We start from the raw sequence: 18,800 nt of genomic DNA, 5'->3' as shown, positions 1-18,800 counted from the left end.
GACGGATGGATGTCAATGAACGCAGATGACGCTCGCAAGCTTGCCCGCAGGTTCCAGGACCTGCCCGTGGAAAAACGCCGCCTGTTTCTCGCCGCGCTGACGCGCGAGGGTGTCGATTTCCCGGTGCTGCCGATCCCGGCGGGGGCGTGCGAGGCCCACGCCAGCCCGCTGTCCTATGCCCAGCAGCGCATGTGGCTGCTGTGGCAGCTCGACCCGCAGGGCAACGCCTACAACTTGCCCAGTGCGGTGCAGCTCGACGGTGTCCTGGATCGGGCGGCGCTGGAGCAGGCATTTGCTGGGCTGGTCGAGCGCCACGCGACCCTGCGCACCTTGTTTGCCCTGGATGAGCACGATGCGCCGTGCCTGAAGGCAGGCGAGCAAACCCTGGCGATCCAGCACGAGGACCTCGGCACCCTGGCCCAGGCACAGCGTCAGCAGGCGCTGGGCGAGCGCCTGCGCCAGCTGGCCGCACAACCGTTCGACCTCGAGCGAGGGCCATTGCTGCGGGTCGCCTTGCTACGCCTGGCCGAGCAGCAGCACGTGCTGGTGCTGGTCATGCACCACATCATCGCCGACGGCTGGTCGATGAATGTATTGATCGACGAGTTCATCCAGCGGTATGACGCCGCCTCGCGTGGTCAGGCGCTGGCGCTGCCGGCGCTGCCGATCCAGTACGGCGACTACGCGCGCTGGCAGCGCAGTTGGCTGGAGGCCGGCGAGCAGGCGCGCCAGCTGGAGTACTGGCGGGCGCAGCTGGGTGATGAGCACCCCGTGCTGGCGCTGCCTACCGACTTCCCGCGGCCGGCGCGGCCGGGGTCGGCAGGTGGGCGGCACGAGCTGGAGATTCCCCAGGCCCTGGCGGCCAGCCTGCGTGCTTGTGCTCGCGAGCACAACGTGACGTTGTTCATGCTGCTGCTGGGGATGTTCGCTGCGCTGCTGCAACGCTACGGTGGCCAGGATGACATTCGCCTGGGTGTGCCGGTGGCCAACCGCAATCGCAGTGAGGTCGAAGGCCTGATCGGTTGTTTCGTCAACACCCAGGTGCTGCGCGTCCAGCCAGACCCGCAACAAGGCCTGGCGGCGTTGCTGGAGCAGGTGCGACAGGTGGCGCTGGGCGCGCAGGCGCATCAGGAGCTGCCCTTCGAGCAGCTGGTGGAAGGGCTTGGCGTGCCCCGCGAGGGTAACCACAACCCGCTGTTCCAGGTGATGTTCAACCATCAGTCGCAGGTCGCCGACCTCGACCAGGTGCGCGAGGTCCGGGGGCTGCGTCTGCGGGCCTTGGAGCGGCAGCAACACACCACCCGTTTCGACCTGTCCCTGGATACCTTCGAGCGCGGCGGCCGGCTGTTCGCGGCGTTCACCTACCGCCTCGAGCTGTTCCGCGCCGACAGCATCGAGCGCCTGGCAGGCCACTGGATGACCCTGGTAGAAGGTTGGCTGCATGATCCCGCCACCGCCCTCGGCGAGCTGGCGTTGCTGTCGCCGCGGCAACAGGCTGAACAGCATCAGCACAATGCCAACACCCGGCCACGGGATGCCGAACTGTGCATCCATCAATTGATCGAGCGCCAGGCGGCGGCGCGCGCGCAGCAGGTGGCGGCGGTGCAGGGCACGCAGTCGCTCACCTGGGCCGAGCTGGATGCCCAGGCCAACCGCCTGGCCCATCACCTGCGCGCGCTCGGGGCCGGGCCCGACGTGCTGGTGGGGATCGCCGTGCAACGTTCGCTGGACATGCTGGTGGGTATGTTGGCGATCTTCAAGGCTGGCGCTGCCTATGTGCCGTTCGACCCGCAGTTCCCCGCCCAGCGCCTGGCCTACATGCTCGAGGACAGCGGCGTCGGCATCCTGCTCACCCAGCAGGCGGTACTGCCCCAGCTGCCGGTTGGCGCCGACCTGCAGGTCCTGCTGCTGGATGGGCCGCAACCGGCCTGGGCTGAGCTTGCCACGACCGCGCCCACCGTGGCCGTGGCGCCGGGCAACCTGGCCTATGTCATCTACACCTCCGGCTCGACCGGCCAGGCCAAGGGCGTGGCGCTGAGCCATGGCGGCCTGGTCAACTACCTGCAGGGCATCCTCGAAACCTTGCCGCTGCAGGGCGCGCAAAGCATGGCGGTGGTGTCCACCCTGGCTGCCGACCTGGGTCATACCACGCTGTTCGGTGCCTTGTGCAGTGGCGCCACCCTGCATGTGCTCGACCTGGAGCTGACCCTCGATGCCGAGCGCTTCGCCGAATACATGGCGACGGCGCGGATCGATGTGTTGAAGATCGTGCCGTCGCATATCGAGGCACTGCTCAGCGAGCAGCATCGCGGTGCCGGGCTGCCTCGCCAGTGCCTGGTGCTGGGCGGCGAGAGCCCGTCCCCGGCGCTGTTGGCGCGCCTGGCCGAATGGGCGCCGCAGTGCCGGGTGGTCAACCACTATGGGCCCACCGAAACCACGGTGGGCGTGCTCACGGCCGCGCTGGGCGATGGCCAGCCGGCCACCCTGGGCCTGCCGTTGCCAAACCTGCGCGCGCAAGTACTCGACGGCCAGATGCAGGTGTTGCCGCGCGGTGTCGAGGGCGAGCTGCTGATCGGTGGCGCTGGCCTGGCACGGGGTTATCACCGTCGTCCAGGGCTGACCGCCGAGCGCTTCGTGCCAGACCCCTTCGGCCCGCCAGGCGCGCGCCTGTACCGCAGCGGTGACCGGGTCAGCCGGGATGACCAGGGCCGCTTGCGCTTTTGCGGGCGTATCGATCACCAGGTGAAGATCCGTGGCTTCCGTATCGAGCTGGGTGAGATCGAGGCCCGCCTGCGCGAGCTGGCGGGGGTTCGCGAAGCCCACTGCCGGGTGCAGCAAGGGCAACTGGTCGCCTACCTGGTGGCCCCCGGCGTGGACAGCAGTGGCGTGCGTCAGGCGCTGGCGCAGACCCTGCCGGACTACATGGTGCCCAGCACCTTCGTCGCGCTCCAGGCCATGCCCTTGACCCTCAATGGCAAGCTCGACCCACAGGCCCTGGCGGCCTTGCTGCCCGATGCTCCCCAGGCCCTGTACCAGGCGCCGCAGACCCCGTTGCAGCAACAGTTGGCGCACATTTGGGCGCAGGTGTTGGAAGTGGCGCAGGTCGGCTTGGACGACAGCTTCTTCGGCCTGGGTGGCCACTCGTTGCTGGCCACGCAGATCATTTCCCGGGTCCGTCGCTTGCTGGGCGCCGATGTGCCGTTGCGCACGCTGTTCGACAGCGCCGACCTGCGCGGTTTCGCCGCGGCGGTGCAGGCCGTGCGTGGCAACGCGCCGAGCCGTCCGTTGCGGGCGTTGGGGCGCGAGGCAGCGCTGCCGGCATCGTTCGCCCAGCAGCGCCAGTGGTTGTTCTGGACCCTGGAGCCCGACAGCGTTGCCTACCACACACCGCTGGTGGCCGACTTGACCGGGGCCCTGGACCGTGCCGCGCTGCAGGCGACCTTCGCCGAGCTGGTGGCGCGCCATGAAGCCTTGCGCACGCATTTCACCGGCGACGGCGAGGGCCTGTTGCAGGTGGTCGAGGCGCACGGCGCGGTGCGCTTGGAGTGGGAGGTGCTGAACGACGAGAGTACCTTGCAGGCGCGCATCGAGGCTGAGGTCAATGCACTGTTCGACCTGGCGCGTGGCCCGCTGATGCGGGCCCGGGTGTTCGAGCTGGGCGGTGATCGCCATGTGCTGGTGGTGACCCTGCACCATATCGTTTCCGACGGCGGCTCCATGGGCGTGCTCGGCCGCGAGTTCGCCCAGCTGTACCGCGCTTTCCAGCAAGGCGAGGCGGCGGCGTTGCCGCCGCTGCCGATCCAGTACGCCGATTACGCCCAGTGGCAACGCCAGTGGCTGGAGGACGGCGAGATGGCCCGTCAACTGGAGTACTGGCGTGGCCAGCTGGGCAGCGAGCATCCGCTGCTCGAGCTGCCCTGCGACCACCCGCGCGGGGTTGGGCGCGACTACCGCGAAGGGCGCCTGGACCTGCGCTTGCCTCCGGCATTGGCCCAGGCCGTGCGCCAGTATGCGCGCCAGCAGCGCCTGACGTTGTTCCAGGTGTTCGTCGCCGCCTACGCCATGCTGCTGCAGCGCTATTGCGGCCAGCGTGATATCCGTATCGGCTTGCCGGTGAACAACCGCAACGCCGAGGCCCTGGAAGGCGTGGTCGGTTTCTTCGTCAATACCTTGGTGCTGCGCCTGGACATCGATCCGCAGCAGGCCCTGGAGCAACTGGTGCTTCAGGTCCGGGACACGGCGCTGGCCGCGCAGGCGCACCAGGACCTGCCCTTCGACCGCCTGGTGGAGGCGCTCAATCCGCAGCGCTCGCTGCAGCACAACCCGCTGTTCCAGGTGATGTACAACCACCTCAATACCGTCGGCGCCGCTGCCGCCGGCAACCTGCCGGGGGTCCAGGTGCAGGAGCGGGTGCTGCCGGCTGGCCAGGCCCAGTTCGACCTCACCCTGGAAACCCTCGAGACCGATCACGGCATCAACGTCGCCTTCCTCTACGCCGCCGAGCTGTTCGAGCCAGCCAGCATCCAGGCCATGGCCGATGCCTGGCAGGGCTTGCTGCAGGCGTTGGTCGCGCAACCCCGGCAAGCGTTGGGCAATGTCGCCTTGCAGGCGCCCGAGCAGTGGCAACGGCGTGTCGCGGCCAGTGCCGAGGTGCCCGGCATGCCAGCCGACAGCGTGCTGGCGGCCTTTGCCGCCCAGGTTCTCCGTGCCCCGCAGGCATTGGCCTTGGTCCAGGGTGACGCGCGGCTCGACTACGCCACGCTTGACCTGCTCAGCGACCGCGTGGCCGCGCGCCTGCGCGATGAGGGAGTGGGCGCCGAGACCTTGGTGGCGATCATCGCCGAGCGGGGCATGGCCCTGGTGGTCGGCCTGCTGGGTATTTTCAAGGCCGGCGGCGGCTACCTGCCACTGGACCCGGCCTATCCCGCCGAACGCCTGGCCTACATGCTCGAAGACAGCGCGGCGAGCCTGGTGCTGGGCGAGCGCGTGCTGCTCGGGCAGTTGGCCCCCGGCCTGCGCACCTTGGCCCTGGAGGATGTTGGCGAGGCCGGCACCGGCAATTACCCCCAACCCCTGGCGCAGAGCCTGGCCTATGTGATCTACACCTCCGGCTCCACCGGTCGGCCCAAGGGGGTGGCCGTCAGCCACGCCGCGTTGGCCATGCATTGCCAAGCGGCGGCAGCGCGTTATGGGCTGGGCCCGGAGGATCGCCTGTTGCAGTTCGCCTCGATCAGTTTCGACGCGGCCGCCGAACAGATCTTCATGCCGCTGATGCACGGCGCTGCGTTGGTGCTGGGGGATGTCGCCCAGTGGGATTACCCGCAACTGCTGGCGCAGCTGCAGGCCCACGGCATCACGGTGCTCGACCTGCCGCCGACCTACCTGGCGCGTATCGCCGAGGCCGCCGAAACCGGCAGCCCAGCGCTGGCCGTGCGGGCCTGCATCCTTGGCGGCGAGGCCTGGAGCCTGGCGCAGATTACCGGGCTTGCGCACTTGCGCGCCGGGCAGCTGTTCAACGCCTATGGCCCCACCGAGGCGGTGATCAGCCCGCTGATCCACGCCTGTGACGGCAATGCCACCCACAGCCTGTACGCGCCGATCGGCACGCCCGTGGGCGAGCGTTCGGCGTGGTTGCTCGACAGCGACCTGGGGTTGACGCCGGGCAACGCCCTGGGCGAGCTGTGCCTGGGTGGCGCGGGCCTGGCCCGAGGTTACCTGGGGCGTGCCGGGCTGACGGCGTTGAGTTTTGTGCCCGACCCGTTTGGCGCGCCGGGCGCCCGGCTGTACCGCACCGGTGATCTGGCCCGCCTGGGCCGCGACGGCGCGTTCGAGTACCACGGCCGTCGCGACCAGCAGGTCAAGCTGCGCGGGCTGCGCATCGAGCTGGGCGAGATCGAGAGTGCCCTGCGCAACTGCCCGCAGGTGGTGGATGCCGCCGTGCTGGTGCAGACCGTGGGGCAGGGCAGCCAACTGGTGGCCTACGTGGTGGCCCAGGACCGCGCCGGCGTGCCGGTCGACAGCCTGCGCGCCCTGTTGCGTCAGCGCCTGCCCGAGCACATGGTGCCGAGCCACTGGCTGTTCCTCGAGGCCCTGCCGCTCAATGCCAACGGCAAGCTCGACCGCCCGGCGCTGCCATTGCCCGAGCCTGCCCGCGGCGAACACGCGGCGCCACGCAGCAGTGCCGAGGTGGCGCTGGCTGGTATCTGGGCTGAGCTGCTCAAGTGCCAAGAGATTGGCCTGCACGACAACTTCTTCGAGCTCGGCGGCGACTCGATCATCGCCTTGCAAGTGGTCAGCCGCGCGCGCCAGGCCGGGTGGCTGATCAAGGCCAAGGACCTGTTCCAGTACCAGACCCTGCAAGCGGTGGCCGCCGTGGCCCAGGCTGGCGAGCACGGCGTGCAGGCCGAACAAGGCCTGGTGCAAGGTGCCCAGTTGCTGTTGCCGATCCAGCAGACCTTCTTCGAGGAGGTGCGGATCGACCGCCACCACTGGAACCAGTCGGTGCTGCTGGCCCCCGCCGCGCCCCTGGACCCACAGCTGCTGGAGCAGGCGCTACAGGCCTTGCTGGCCCATCACGATGCCCTGCGCCTGGGCTTCAGCGAAGGTGACGACGGCTGGCAAGCCCACTATCGCCCGCTGCAGCCGCAACAGGCGCTGCTGAGCCAGGCCCAGGCCGCCGATGGCCAAGCGCTGAGCGCCCTGTGCGAGCAATTGCAGGGCAGCCTCGACCTGGCCCAGGGCCCGCTGTTGCGCGGCCTGCTGATGACCTTGGACGACGGCGCCCAGCGCCTGTTCCTGGTCGTCCACCACCTGGTGGTGGACGGTGTCTCATGGCGCATCCTGTTCGACGACCTGCAGACGGTCTATCGCCAGCTGGCCCTGGGCCAGGCGCCAGGCCTGGCGGCCAAGACCGGCGCCTACCGCGACTGGGCCCAGCACCTGGCACAGTGGGCGCGCAGTGCACCGTTGCAAGCGCAGCTGGGGTACTGGGAACAGCAATGCGCCGCAGGCGCCGAGCTGCCGATCGCTCCTGGGCAGGCCTTGCAGTGCCGCGCCCGCACCGTCTACAGCCGGCTCGATGCCGACACCACGCAGCGCTTGTTGCAACAGGCGCCACAGGCCTGGCACACCCAGGTCAACGACCTGCTGCTCAGCGCCCTGGCCCGTGTGCTGTGTCACTGGAGCGGGGCGCCGAGCGTGCTGCTGGAGCTCGAGGGGCACGGCCGTGATGAGCTGTTCGAGGGGCTCGAACTGAGCCGTAGCGTGGGCTGGTTCACCAGCCTTTACCCGCTGCGCTTGACCCCGGCGGCCACCCCTATCGACACGCTGCGCGCGGTCAAGGAGCAACTGCGCGCGGTGCCGGACAAAGGCATTGGTCACGGTGCGCTGCGCTACCTGGGGGATGACGCCACCCGTCAACGCCTGGCGGCGCAGCCCCGGGCCCAGGTGTTGTTCAACTACCTCGGCCAGTTCGATGGCAGCTTCGCTGCCGAGGATGCCTTGTTGCGCCCGGCCGGCGCCAGTGGCAGCCACGACCATAGCGCGCGCGGTACCCTCAGCCATGCCTTGACCCTCGATGGCCAGGTGTATGACGGCTGCCTGAGCCTGGGCTGGACCTTCGCCGACGACCAGCTCGACCCGGCATTGGTCGAAGGCCTGGCCGCGCGTTACAGCGAAGAGCTGCAACAACTGGTCGAGGCCTGCTGCGCCCCGGGTGCCGGAGGGCTGACGCCGTCGGACGTGCCGTTGGCGGCGCTCGACCAGGCGGCCCTTGACGGCCTGGGTGTGCCGCTGGCCACCCTGGAAGATCTCTACCCGTTGTCGCCGATGCAGCAGGGCATGCTGTTCCACGCCCTCTACGAGCAGGGCAGTGGCGACTACGTCAACCAGATGCACGTGCAGGTCGACGGCCTTGACCCGGCGCGGTTCCAGGCCGCCTGGGAGCAGACCTTGCAGGCCCATGCGCCGCTGCGCAGCGGCTTCCTGTGGCAAGGCGAACTGGCGACACCGCTGCAGTTCGTGCGCAAGCAGGTGCAATTGCCGTTCGAGGTGCTGGACTGGCGCGACCAGGCCGAGCCCGAGCAGGCCCTGGCCCAGTTGCTGGCGGCCGAGCGCGCGCGTGGCTTCGACCTGCGCCAGCCGCCGCTGCTGCGCCTGTGCCTGGCGCGCACCGGCAGCGATCGTTACTGGTTCGTCTGCACCAACCACCACATCCTGATGGATGGCTGGAGCTATGCACGGTTGTTCGGCGAAGTCCTCGAGCGCTACCACGGCCAGGCGCCGGCCACCAGCGGCGGACGCTACCGCGACTACATCGCCTGGCTGCAGCAGGTCGATGGCGAGGCCGCCGAGCATTACTGGCGTGCTCGCCTGGCCGAGCTCGAGGCGCCCACCCGGCTGGCCCAGGCCATGGGGGCCGGGCCGCGGCCGCAGGCCGGCCGGGCGCGCCACGCACGGCTGATCGACAGTACTCGCACCCAGGTGTTGAGTGCGTTCGCCCGCCGCCACAAGGTCACCGCCAACGTGCTGGTGCAGGCAGCATGGATGCTGCTGTTGCAGCGCTACACCGGCCAGGCCAGCGTAGCCTTCGGCACCACCGTCGCCGGGCGACCGGCACAGGTCCCGGGCATCGACCGTCAGGTCGGGTTGTTCATCAACACCCTGCCGGTGATCGGTACCCCGGCCCCGGAGCTGTCGGTCGTCGCCTGGCTGCAACAGGTCCAGGCCGACAGCCTGGAGCGCGCCGAGCACGAGAGCACGCCGCTGTTCGAGATCCAGCGCTGGGCGGGGCTGGCTGGCGAAAGCCTGTTCGACAGCCTGCTGGTGTTCGAGAACTACCCGGTCGGCGAGGCGCTGCGCCAGCGTGATGCCAGCGCGCTGCGCTTTGCTCGCGTGCACAGTCACGAGCAGACGCACTATCCACTGGCCTTGGCGGTCGAACTGGGCGACGCGCTGCACCTGGGCTTCGACTATGCCCTGGGGCAGTTCGACACGGCCACCGTGCAGCGCTTGGCCGAGCACCTGGAGCAACTGCTGGCGCAGTTCGTCGAAGCCGCCGAGCGACCCTTGGGCGAACTGCTGCTGGCGCTGCCGGCCGAGCAGGCGCTGGCCGCACGGCGCAATGCCGCGCCGGCGCCGGGTGATGGCCTGCTGGTGCAACAGCGCATCAGCCAATGGGCGGCACGCCAGCCCGAGCGCATCGCCGTGGTCCAGGGCGAGCGCGAACTGAGCTTCGCCGAGCTGGAGCGGCGCGCCAACCAGTTGGCGCATTGCCTGCGGGCCGAGGGCGTCGGCCCGGAGGTGCGCGTGGCCGTGGCCTTGCCGCGCGACGAGCAGTTGCCGGTGGCCCTGCTGGCGGTGCTCAAGGCCGGCGCTGCCTTCGTGCCGCTGGATACCGGCTATCCGCCGGAGCGCCTGGCCTACCTGCTCGAGGACAGCGCCGCGGCGCTGCTGCTGGTGGACTCGCGCCTGCCCTGGTCGGCGCCGCTGCCCGATGGCGTGCGCAGCCTGGCGGTCGACCGGCTGGCACTGCACGCCCAGCCGGCGACGCCGCCCCAGGTGGCCATCGCCGCGCAGAACCTCGCCTACATCATCTACACCTCCGGCTCCACCGGGCTGCCCAAGGGGGTGGCGGTCGAGCATGGGCCGCTGGCCATGCATTGCCAGAGCATCGGTGCGCGGTACGAAATGAGTGAAGCCGACTGTGAACTGCTGTTCATGTCGTTCGCCTTCGACGGCGCCCACGAGCGCTGGCTTACCAGCCTCACCCACGGCGCCCGGGTGCTGCTGCGCGACGATGCGCTGTGGACCCCGGAGCAGACCTTCGCCGCGCTGCACCGACACGCGGTGACCGTGGCCGCGTTCCCGCCGGTGTACCTGCAGCAGTTGGCCGAGCACGCCGAGCGGGTGGGCAACCCGCCGCCCATGCGGGTGTACTGCTTCGGCGGCGACGCCGTGCCCAGCGCCAGCTACGCGCTGGCGCGCCGGGCCTTGCGGCCGCGCTACATCATCAATGGCTATGGCCCCACCGAGACCGTGGTCACCCCGCTGATCTGGAAGGCCGGCGAGGACGATCATTGCCAGGCGCCCTACGCGCCGATCGGCGATCGGGTTGGCGCGCGCACGGCGCGGGTGCTCGACGCCAGCCTGCAACTGTTGCCCGACGGCCTGGCCGGCGAGTTGTACCTGGGTGGGGAAGGGGTGGCCCGGGGTTACCTGAACCGCCCGGGGCTGACCGCCGAGCGCTTCGTGCCCGACCCGCACGGGGCACCGGGCGCGCGCCTGTACCGCTCCGGCGACCTGGTGCGCCAGCGCGGCGACGGTTTGGTCGACTGCCTGGGGCGCATCGACCACCAGGTGAAGATCCGCGGTTTCCGCATCGAGCTGGGCGAGATCGAAGCCAGCCTCAAACGCCAGCCCGGGGTACGCGATGCGGTCGCCGTGGCCCGCGAGGGTACCCACGGCAAAGTGTTGGCGGCCTACGTGGTGCCGACCGAGGCGGTGCCGGCGGCCCCGGCCGAACTGCTACGGGCGCTGCGCAGCGAACTGGAGCAGCAACTGCCGGCCTACATGGTGCCGACGCAGTGGGCGTGCCTGGCGCAACTGCCGCTCAACCCCAATGGCAAGGTCGACCGCAAGGCCTTGCCTGAACCGTTGGCGGTGGCCGGCAATGCCGCCTACCGGGAGCCGCAGGACGCCTTGCAACAACAGTTGGCGGCGATCTGGCGGGCGGTGCTGCAGGTCGAGCGGGTGGGCCTGGACGACAACTTCTTCGAGCTTGGGGGCCACTCGCTGCTGGCCACCCAGGTGACCGCCCAGGCCCAGTTGGAGCTGGGCCTGGACCTGACCCTGGAACTGCTGTTCAAGGCCCGCACCTTGGGCGAATACGCCGAGGCGGTCGGCGCTTGCATGACATCGAATCACGAGGACGACTTGAGCGACATGTTTGATTTCCTGAACGAACTGGAGGCGAACTGATATGGCTGGCCTGGACAACGCACAGCTGGTACAGCGCTTCCTCAAGCTGCCTGCGGCACAGCGCCGGCTGTTCCTGGAAAAACTCGCGGAAAAGGGCATGAGCCTGGCCAACTTGCCCATCCCGGTCTGCCGGCACGAGCAAGATAGTCTGCCGCTGTCCTACGCGCAGCAACGCCAGTGGTTCCTCTGGCAACTGGAGCCGGGCAGCAGTGCCTACCACATCCCGGCCGCCTTGCACCTGCGTGGCCCCCTCGACCGCGCCGCGCTGCAGGCGGCGCTCGATGCGCTGCTCGCCCGGCATGAAAGCCTGCGCACCTGCTTCGACGACGAGCCCCACGCGCAGCAGCGCATTCTGGACCAGGCGCAGGTGGCGCTGACCGACGAGCAGGCGCCGGCCGGTTTGCACGAGGCGGACCGCCAGGCGCTGATCGAGCGTTTCGTCGACGCGACCCTGGCGCAGCCGTTCGACTTGCGCCAGGGCCCGCTGCTGCGCGCGCGCCTGCTGCAACTGGGCGAGCAGGACCAGGTGCTGGTCCTGGCCTTGCATCACATCATCGCCGATGGCTGGTCGATGCAGGTGCTGGTGCGCGAGCTGGTGGCGCTGTATCAAGGCCAGGGTGCGGCGCTGCCGGCGTTGCCGATCCAGTACGCCGACTATGCCGTGTGGCAGCGCTGCTGGATGGAGGCGGGCGAGCGCGAGCGCCAGCTCGCCTACTGGACCACGCAACTGGCCGGCGAGCAGCCGTTGCTGGAGCTGCCCCATGACCGGCCGCGTCCCGCGGTGGCCAGCCAGCAGGGCGCGCGCTGCGACGTGACGCTGCCCGCCGAGCTGCTGCCGGCCCTGCGCCAGGCCTGCCAGCGCGAAGGGGTAACCCTGTTCATGCTGTTGCTGGCGTCGTTCCAGTGGCTGTTGCAGCGTTACAGCGGCCAGCGCGATATCCGCGTCGGCGTGCCGGTGGGGAACCGCAATCGCAGTGAAACCCAGGGCCTGATCGGCTTCTTCGTCAACACCCAGGTGTTGCGCGCGCAGCTTGGGCCGCGCGACAGCCTCGCCAGCCTGTTGCAGCAGGTGCGCGAGGCCTCGCTGCAGGCGCAGACCTACCAGGACCTGCCCTACGAACAACTGGTCGAGGCCCTGCAGCCGGAGCGCAACCTGAGCTACAACCCGTTGTTCCAGGTGATGTTCAACCACCAGGTGCAGGGCCGCCAGGAGCAACCATCGACCTTGCCCGGCGGCCTGCGGGTCGAGGCCCTGGCCTGGGAGCGGCACGCCTCGCCGTTCGACCTGAACCTGGACACCTACGAGGACGGGCAGCGCCTGTGGGCCTCGTTCACCTACGCCACCGAACTGTTCGAGCGCGCCACGGTCGAGCGCATGGCCGGTCACTGGCAGCAGCTGTTGCAGGCCTTCACCGGCGACCTGTCGCTGGCCCTGGAGGAGGCTGCCTGTACGCCAGTGAATGCCGCTGCACCGGCCCAGGCGCCGGTTACCCTGCTGCTGGATGCCTTGGCGGCGAGCGTCGCCGCCCACCCGCGGGCCGTAGCGGTGCGTCAAGGCGCGCGCAGCCTCGACTACGCGCAGCTCGATGCCTGCGCCAACCGCCTGGCGCATCGACTGCGCGCTGCCGGGGTCGGCCCGGAAAGCCTGGTTGGCCTGGCGCTGGCGCGCAGCCCCGAGCTGCTGGTGGCGCAATTGGCCGTGCTCAAGGCCGGCGGCGCCTATGTGCCGCTGGATCCGGACTACCCGCGCGAGCGCCTGGCCTACATGGTCGAGGACAGCGGCCTGGCGTTGTTGCTGACCACTGCCGAGGTCAGCCTGCGCACCGGCCCGCTACCGGCGCCGCAGGTGCTGCTGCTCGATGCCGCGGTGTGCGAGGTGGCGGCCCACGACCCCGGCGCGCCGGCGCTGCGCCTGGATGGCGAACACCTGGCCTACGTGATCTACACCTCAGGCTCCACGGGCCGGCCCAAGGGCGTGGCGATCCGTCACGGCGGGCTGGCCAACCACATGCAGTGGATGCGAGCCACCTATCCCCTGAGCGCGGAGGACCGGGTCCTGCAGAAGACCGCGTTCAGCTTCGATGCCTCGGTCTGGGAGTTCTGGCTGCCGCTGATGTGCGGCGCGCAGCTGGTGCTGGCACCGGCCGATCTGAACGACGACCTCGGCCAGTTATGGTCGCTGGTTGGCACCGAGCGCATCACTGTGTTGCAGGTGGCGCCGTCGTTGCTGCAAGGCCTGCTGCCCCAGGTCGAGGCCGGGCAACTGGCCTCGCTGCGCTTGTTGCTGGCCGGTGGCGAGGCGCTCAAAGGCAGCCTGCTGCGCCAGTTGCGCCAGCACTGGCAGGGCCGGGTGGTCAATCTCTATGGGCCGACCGAGTCGACCATCGACAGCACCTGGCATGAACTGGGCGGTGTCTATGACGGCGACGTGGTGCCGATTGGCAAGGCGGTGGCCGGTGTCAGCGCGGTGGTGCTGGCCGACAGCCTGCGCTTGTGCCCGGTGGGGGCCCAGGGCGAGCTGTTCATCGGTGGCGCATCCCTGGCCCGGGGCTATCACCGTCGCCCCGGCCTGACCGCCGAACGTTTCGTGCCCGACCCCGGCGGCGCGCCGGGCGCGCGTCTGTACCGCAGCGGTGACCGGGTGCGCCTTGGCGGCGATGGCTTGCTGCACTACCTGGGGCGCATCGACCACCAGCTCAAGCTGCGTGGCTTGCGCATCGAACTGGGTGAAATCGAGGCGGCGCTGCTTGACCAGCCCGGCGTGCGCGAGGCCGTGGTACTGCCGGTGGACGGTCCTCGAGGCACGCAGCTGGCCGCCTACCTGGTGGCGGCGGACGACGCGCAAGCGGAGCTGGCGACAGGCCTTGGTGAAGCGCTGACGGCGCGCTTGCCGGCCTACATGGTGCCGGTGCACTGGCGGGTATTGCCCAGCCTGCCGCTGACGGTCAATGGCAAGCTCGACCGGGCGGCACTGCCGCGCCCGGATGCCGACCCGGCCAGTGCTGCTTACCAGGCCCCACAAGGGGCGCTGGAATGTGCCCTGGCCGCGATCTGGCAGGACGTGCTCAAGGTGGCGCAGGTGGGGCGCCAGGACAACTTCTTCGAACTGGGCGGTGATTCGATCATCTCCTTGCAGGTGGTCAGCCGTGCGCGCCAGGTCGGCATCCGCTTCACCCCCAAGGCGCTGTTCCAGCACCAGACCGTGCAGGCCTTGGCCCAGGTCGCCGAACGTGGCGACAGCGCCGTGCAAGCCGAGCAAGGCCCGGTGACCGGCGAGCTGGCGCTGCTGCCGATTCAGCAGGCGTTCTTCGACACCGCCATGACCGCGCGCCACCACTGGAACCAGTCGGTGTTGCTCGAGCCGCGGCTCAGGCTTGACCCCCAGGCGCTCGAACAGGCCTTGCAGGCCCTGTTGCGCCAGCACGACGCCCTGCGCCTGCGTTTCGTCCAGCAGGCCGAGGGCTGGCGTGCCAGCCATGCCCCGCTCGAGGGCGGCCAGACGTTGTTGTGGCACCGTCAGGTGGCTGACGCCGATGCCTTGCTGGCGGTCTGCGAGCAGGCCCAGCGTAGTCTCGACCTGGCCAACGGGCCGCTGCTGCGGGCCGTGCTGTTCGATTACCAGGGCGGCCAGCGCCTGCTGCTGGTGGCGCACCACCTGGTGGTCGACGGGGTGTCCTGGCGCATTCTCTTCGAAGACCTGCAGGCGCTGTACCGCGCGCCGGGCGCTGCCTTGCCGGCCAAGACCAGCGCCCTGCGCGACTGGGCCCTGCGCCTGCGCGAGCGGGCTGGCGACATGGCCCGGCAGCCCAGCGCCGACTACTGGCTGGCGCAGGCCAGCCAGCCGATGCCGGCCCTGCCGTGCGCCAACCCCGACGCCAGCCTGCACCGACGGCATGCCGCCCACGCCCGCAGCCGCCTCGACCCGGTACAGACCCAGGCCCTGTTGCAGCAGGCACCGAGTGCCTACCGCACCCAGGTCAACGACCTGCTGTTGACGGCGTTGGCGCGGGTGTTCTGTGCCTGGAGCGGGCAGCCGGCCTTGTGGGTGCAGTTGGAGGGGCATGGCCGCGAGGAGCTGTTCGACGATATCGACCTGACCCGCACCGTCGGCTGGTTCACCAGCGCCTATCCGGTGCGCCTGCACCCGGGCGAGGGGCTGGGCGAATCGATCAAGGCGGTGAAGGAGCAACTGCGCCAGGTGCCCGACAAGGGCGTCGGCTTCGGTGTGCTGCGCGCGGCTGCCGATCCGCGCATGCAACCACTGCGCGCCTTGGCCACGCCACAGGTCACCTTCAACTACCTGGGCCAGTTCGACGCCAGCTTCGACGACCCACAGGCGTTGTTCGTGCCGGCCCGCGAGGCTGCTGGCAGCGAGCAGGGCGACGATGCGCCGCTGGCCAGCGCCATCAGCATCAACGGCCAGGTGTACCAGGGCGAGCTGGTGCTGGAGTGGACGTTCAGCCAGCAGCAGTTCGACCCGGCCACCGTGCAGGCCCTGGCCGATGACTATGGGCGTGTGCTCGGCGAGCTGGTGACCCACTGCCTGGCGGCGGGCAGCGGCGGTGTGACGCCATCCGATGTGCCACTGGCCGGCCTCGACCAGGCCCGCCTGGACGCCTTGCCGGTACCGCCGCGCAACCTGGCCGATGCCTACCCGCTGTCGCCGATGCAGCAGGGCATGTTGTTCCATGGCCTGTACAGCGAGGCCCGTGGCGACTACATCAACCAGTTGCAGGTGCAGATCGACGGCCTCGACCCGCAACGCCTGCGCCAGGCGTGGCAGGCCACCCTGGATGCCCACGACAGCTTGCGCAGCCAGTTCCATTGGCCGGCCGACCAGGCCCAGCCGCTACAGCTGGTACTGCGCGAGGTGGCCTTGCCCTTTGCCGAAGTCGACCTGCGCGGCCTCGACGACCCGCAGCAGCGGTTGGCAGACCTGGCGGCCGTGGCCCGCGACGAGGGCTTCGTGCTGGACCAGGCACCCTTGCTGCGGGTGCAACTGGCCCGCTGCGCCGAGCAGTGCTACCAGATGATCTTCACCAACCACCACCTGCTGATGGACGGCTGGAGCAACGCCCAGTTGCTCGCCGAGGTGCTGCAGCGCTATGCCGGCCAGGAACCGGCCGCGCCTGCCGGGCGTTTCCGTGACTATATCGGTTGGCTGCAGGGTCGCGATGCGTCGGCCGCCGAACAGTTCTGGAAAGCGCAGTTGCAGCGCTTCGATGGCCCGACCCTGTTGGCCCAGGCGATCGCTTGCGTGCCGCTCGACAACGCCGACGGCCAGCTGCGCCTGGCCCTTGGCGAGGCGTCGACCCAGGCGCTGCAAGGCTTTGCCCGTGCCGCCAAGGTGACCCTCAATACCCTGGTGCAAGGCGCCTGGACCTGCCTGTTGCAGCGTCATACCGGCCAGGCCAATGTCACCTTCGGCGCCACGGTGTCGGGGCGTCCGGCGGAGCTACCGGGTATCGAGCAGCAGATCGGCCTGTTCATCAACAGCCTGCCGGTGATCGCCGGTGCCAGCCCCGAGCAGCCGCTGGTGCCCTGGCTGCAGGCACTGCAAGGGCTCAACCTGCAACTGCGGGATTGGCAGCACACCCCGCTGTACGACATCCAGCGTTGGGCCGGGCACAGCGGCGAGGCGCTGTTCGACAGTTTGCTGGTGTTCGAGAACTACCCGGTGGCCGAGGCGCTGGAGCAGGGCGCACCCGCAGGGCTGCGCTTTGGCGAGGTGGTCGGGCACGAGCGCAGCGGCTTCCCCTTGAGCGTGCTGGTGGACGCGGGCCAGGAGCTGGCGGTGACCTTCAAGTACGACTCGGCCCGCTTCGATGCCGCCGCCATGGGCGATCTGGGCCAGCAGTTGATCGCGCTGTTGCGCTCGATGGCGGCGCTTGACGGGCAGGCCCGGGTGGCCGACCTGTGCGCCTTCGATGCCGCCCAGGGTGAAGCCTGGCTGGCCCTTGGCCGCGGGCCGCAGGCCGATCATCCCCAGCAGCCGAGCGTGCCGCGCCTGATCGAGGCCCAGGCCGCTCGCACACCGCAGGCGCCGGCGCTGACCTTTGCCGGGGTGACCCTCAACTACGCCGAGCTGGAGGCGCGCAGCAACCAGTTGGCCCAGCGCCTGGTGGCCGCCGGGGTTGGCCCGGACGTGCTGGTGGGGGTGGCGGCGCAGCGCTCGCTGGAGTTGGTGATCGCCTTGCTGGCGGTGCTCAAGGCCGGTGGCGCCTACGTGCCGCTGGACCCGGAGTATCCGGCCGAGCGCCTGGCCTACCTGTTCGAGGACAGCGGGATCGCGCTGCTGCTCAGCCAGTCCTGGTTGCTCGACGGCTTGCCGCGCGACCTGGCGCTGCCGGCGCTGGCCCTCGACACCTTGGTTTGGGACGCCGCCGACCCGGGGCGCCCGGCCGTCGAGGTCGACGCCGAGCACCTGGCCTACGTGCTGTATACCTCCGGCTCCACGGGCAAGCCGAAAGGCGCCGGCAATCGCCACCGAGCCTTGGTCAATCGCTTGCTGTGGATGCAGGAGGCCTACGGCCTGCAGGCCCATGACGTGGTGCTGCAGAAAACCCCGTTCAGCTTCGACGTGTCGGTGTGGGAGTTCTTCTGGCCCTTGCTGGCCGGGGCCCACCTGGTGGTGGCCGGCCCTGGCGATCACCGAGACCCGGCGCGCCTGGTGACGCTGATCGGCGAAACCCAGGTCAGTACCTTGCACTTCGTGCCCTCGATGCTCCAGGTGTTCCTGCAAGATCCTGGGGTACCGGCCTGCACCTCGCTGCGGCGGATCGTCTGCAGTGGCGAGGCGCTGCCAGTGGATACCCAGCAGCAGGTGTTCGCCCGCCTGCCACAGGCGCAGCTGTACAACCTCTATGGCCCTACCGAAGCAGCCATCGACGTGACCCACTGGCACTGTGTCGACGACGGCCGTGGCGCGGTGCCGATCGGCCGCGCCATCGCCAACCTGCGCACCTACATCCTCGACCACGACCTGCAGCCGGTGGCGCCGGGGGTGACCGGCGAGCTGTACCTGGCCGGTGAGGGCCTGGCGCGCGGCTACCACCGCCGCCCGGGGCTGACGGCCGAGCGCTTCCCGCTGGACCCGTTCGTGGCCGGTGAGCGCATGTACCGTACGGGTGACCTGGCCCGCTACGACCGCCACGGGGTCATCGAGTACGCCGGCCGTATCGACCACCAGGTGAAGGTCCGGGGGCTGCGCATCGAGCTGGGTGAAATCGAGGCGCGGTTGCTGGAGCATCCCCGGGTGCGCGAGGCGGTGGTCACCGCGCCGGATACCGGCAAGGGGCCGCAGTTGGTGGCGTACCTGGTGGCCGACGCCGGCCTCGACCAGGCGCAGTTGCGTGGTTTCTTGCGTCAAGGCCTGCCGGAACACATGGTCCCGGCGCACCTGGTGAGCCTGGCGCAGATGCCGTTGAGCGCCAACGGCAAGCTCGATCGCCGGCAGTTGCCGGGCCTGGACAGCCTGTTGGTGCAGGTGGCCTACCGCGCGCCGCACAGCGAGGTGCAACAGCAGGTGGCACAGGTCTGGGGCCAATTGCTGGCCGTGGAGCAGGTTGGGCTGGATGACGGCTTCTTCGCCCTGGGCGGCCATTCGCTGCTGGCCGCCCAGGCGGTGATGCGCCTGCGCGAGCAGTTGCAGCTGGACGTGCCGGTGCGCCTGTTGTTCGAAACCAGCAGCCTGGAGGCGTTCTGCGCCAAGGTCCAGGCCCTGGGCCAGGCGCAGGCGCCGGTGCAGGACGAGCTGACTAAATCGCTGGAGGCCCTCAAACGTCTATCTGCCGAAGAGCTTGAGAAACTGCTTTCCTGATCGA

The 18,800-nt window shown here is 69.7% G+C and carries 2 protein-coding genes; both read left to right on the top strand.

The window, feature by feature from the left end; all coding sequences use genetic code 11:
* Positions 1 to 15: 15 nt before the first annotated feature.
* Complete coding sequence (locus NJG22_RS07970; protein ID WP_253093532.1) at positions 16 to 10,977, top strand: non-ribosomal peptide synthetase; 10,962 nt, start codon at positions 16 to 18, stop codon at positions 10,975 to 10,977.
* A gap of 1 nt (position 10,978) precedes the next feature.
* A complete protein-coding gene (locus NJG22_RS07965; RefSeq protein ID WP_253093531.1) occupies positions 10,979 to 18,796 on the top strand; it encodes a non-ribosomal peptide synthetase in 7,818 nt (2,605 codons plus the stop codon).
* The last annotated feature ends 4 nt before the right edge of the window (positions 18,797 to 18,800 follow it).

The organism is Pseudomonas sp. VA159-2 (genome assembly GCF_024126635.1).
Classification (GTDB): domain Bacteria; phylum Pseudomonadota; class Gammaproteobacteria; order Pseudomonadales; family Pseudomonadaceae; genus Aquipseudomonas; species Aquipseudomonas muyukensis.
Note: the sequence above shows the minus strand (reverse complement) of the source record. Positions and strands in the feature narration are given on the sequence as shown.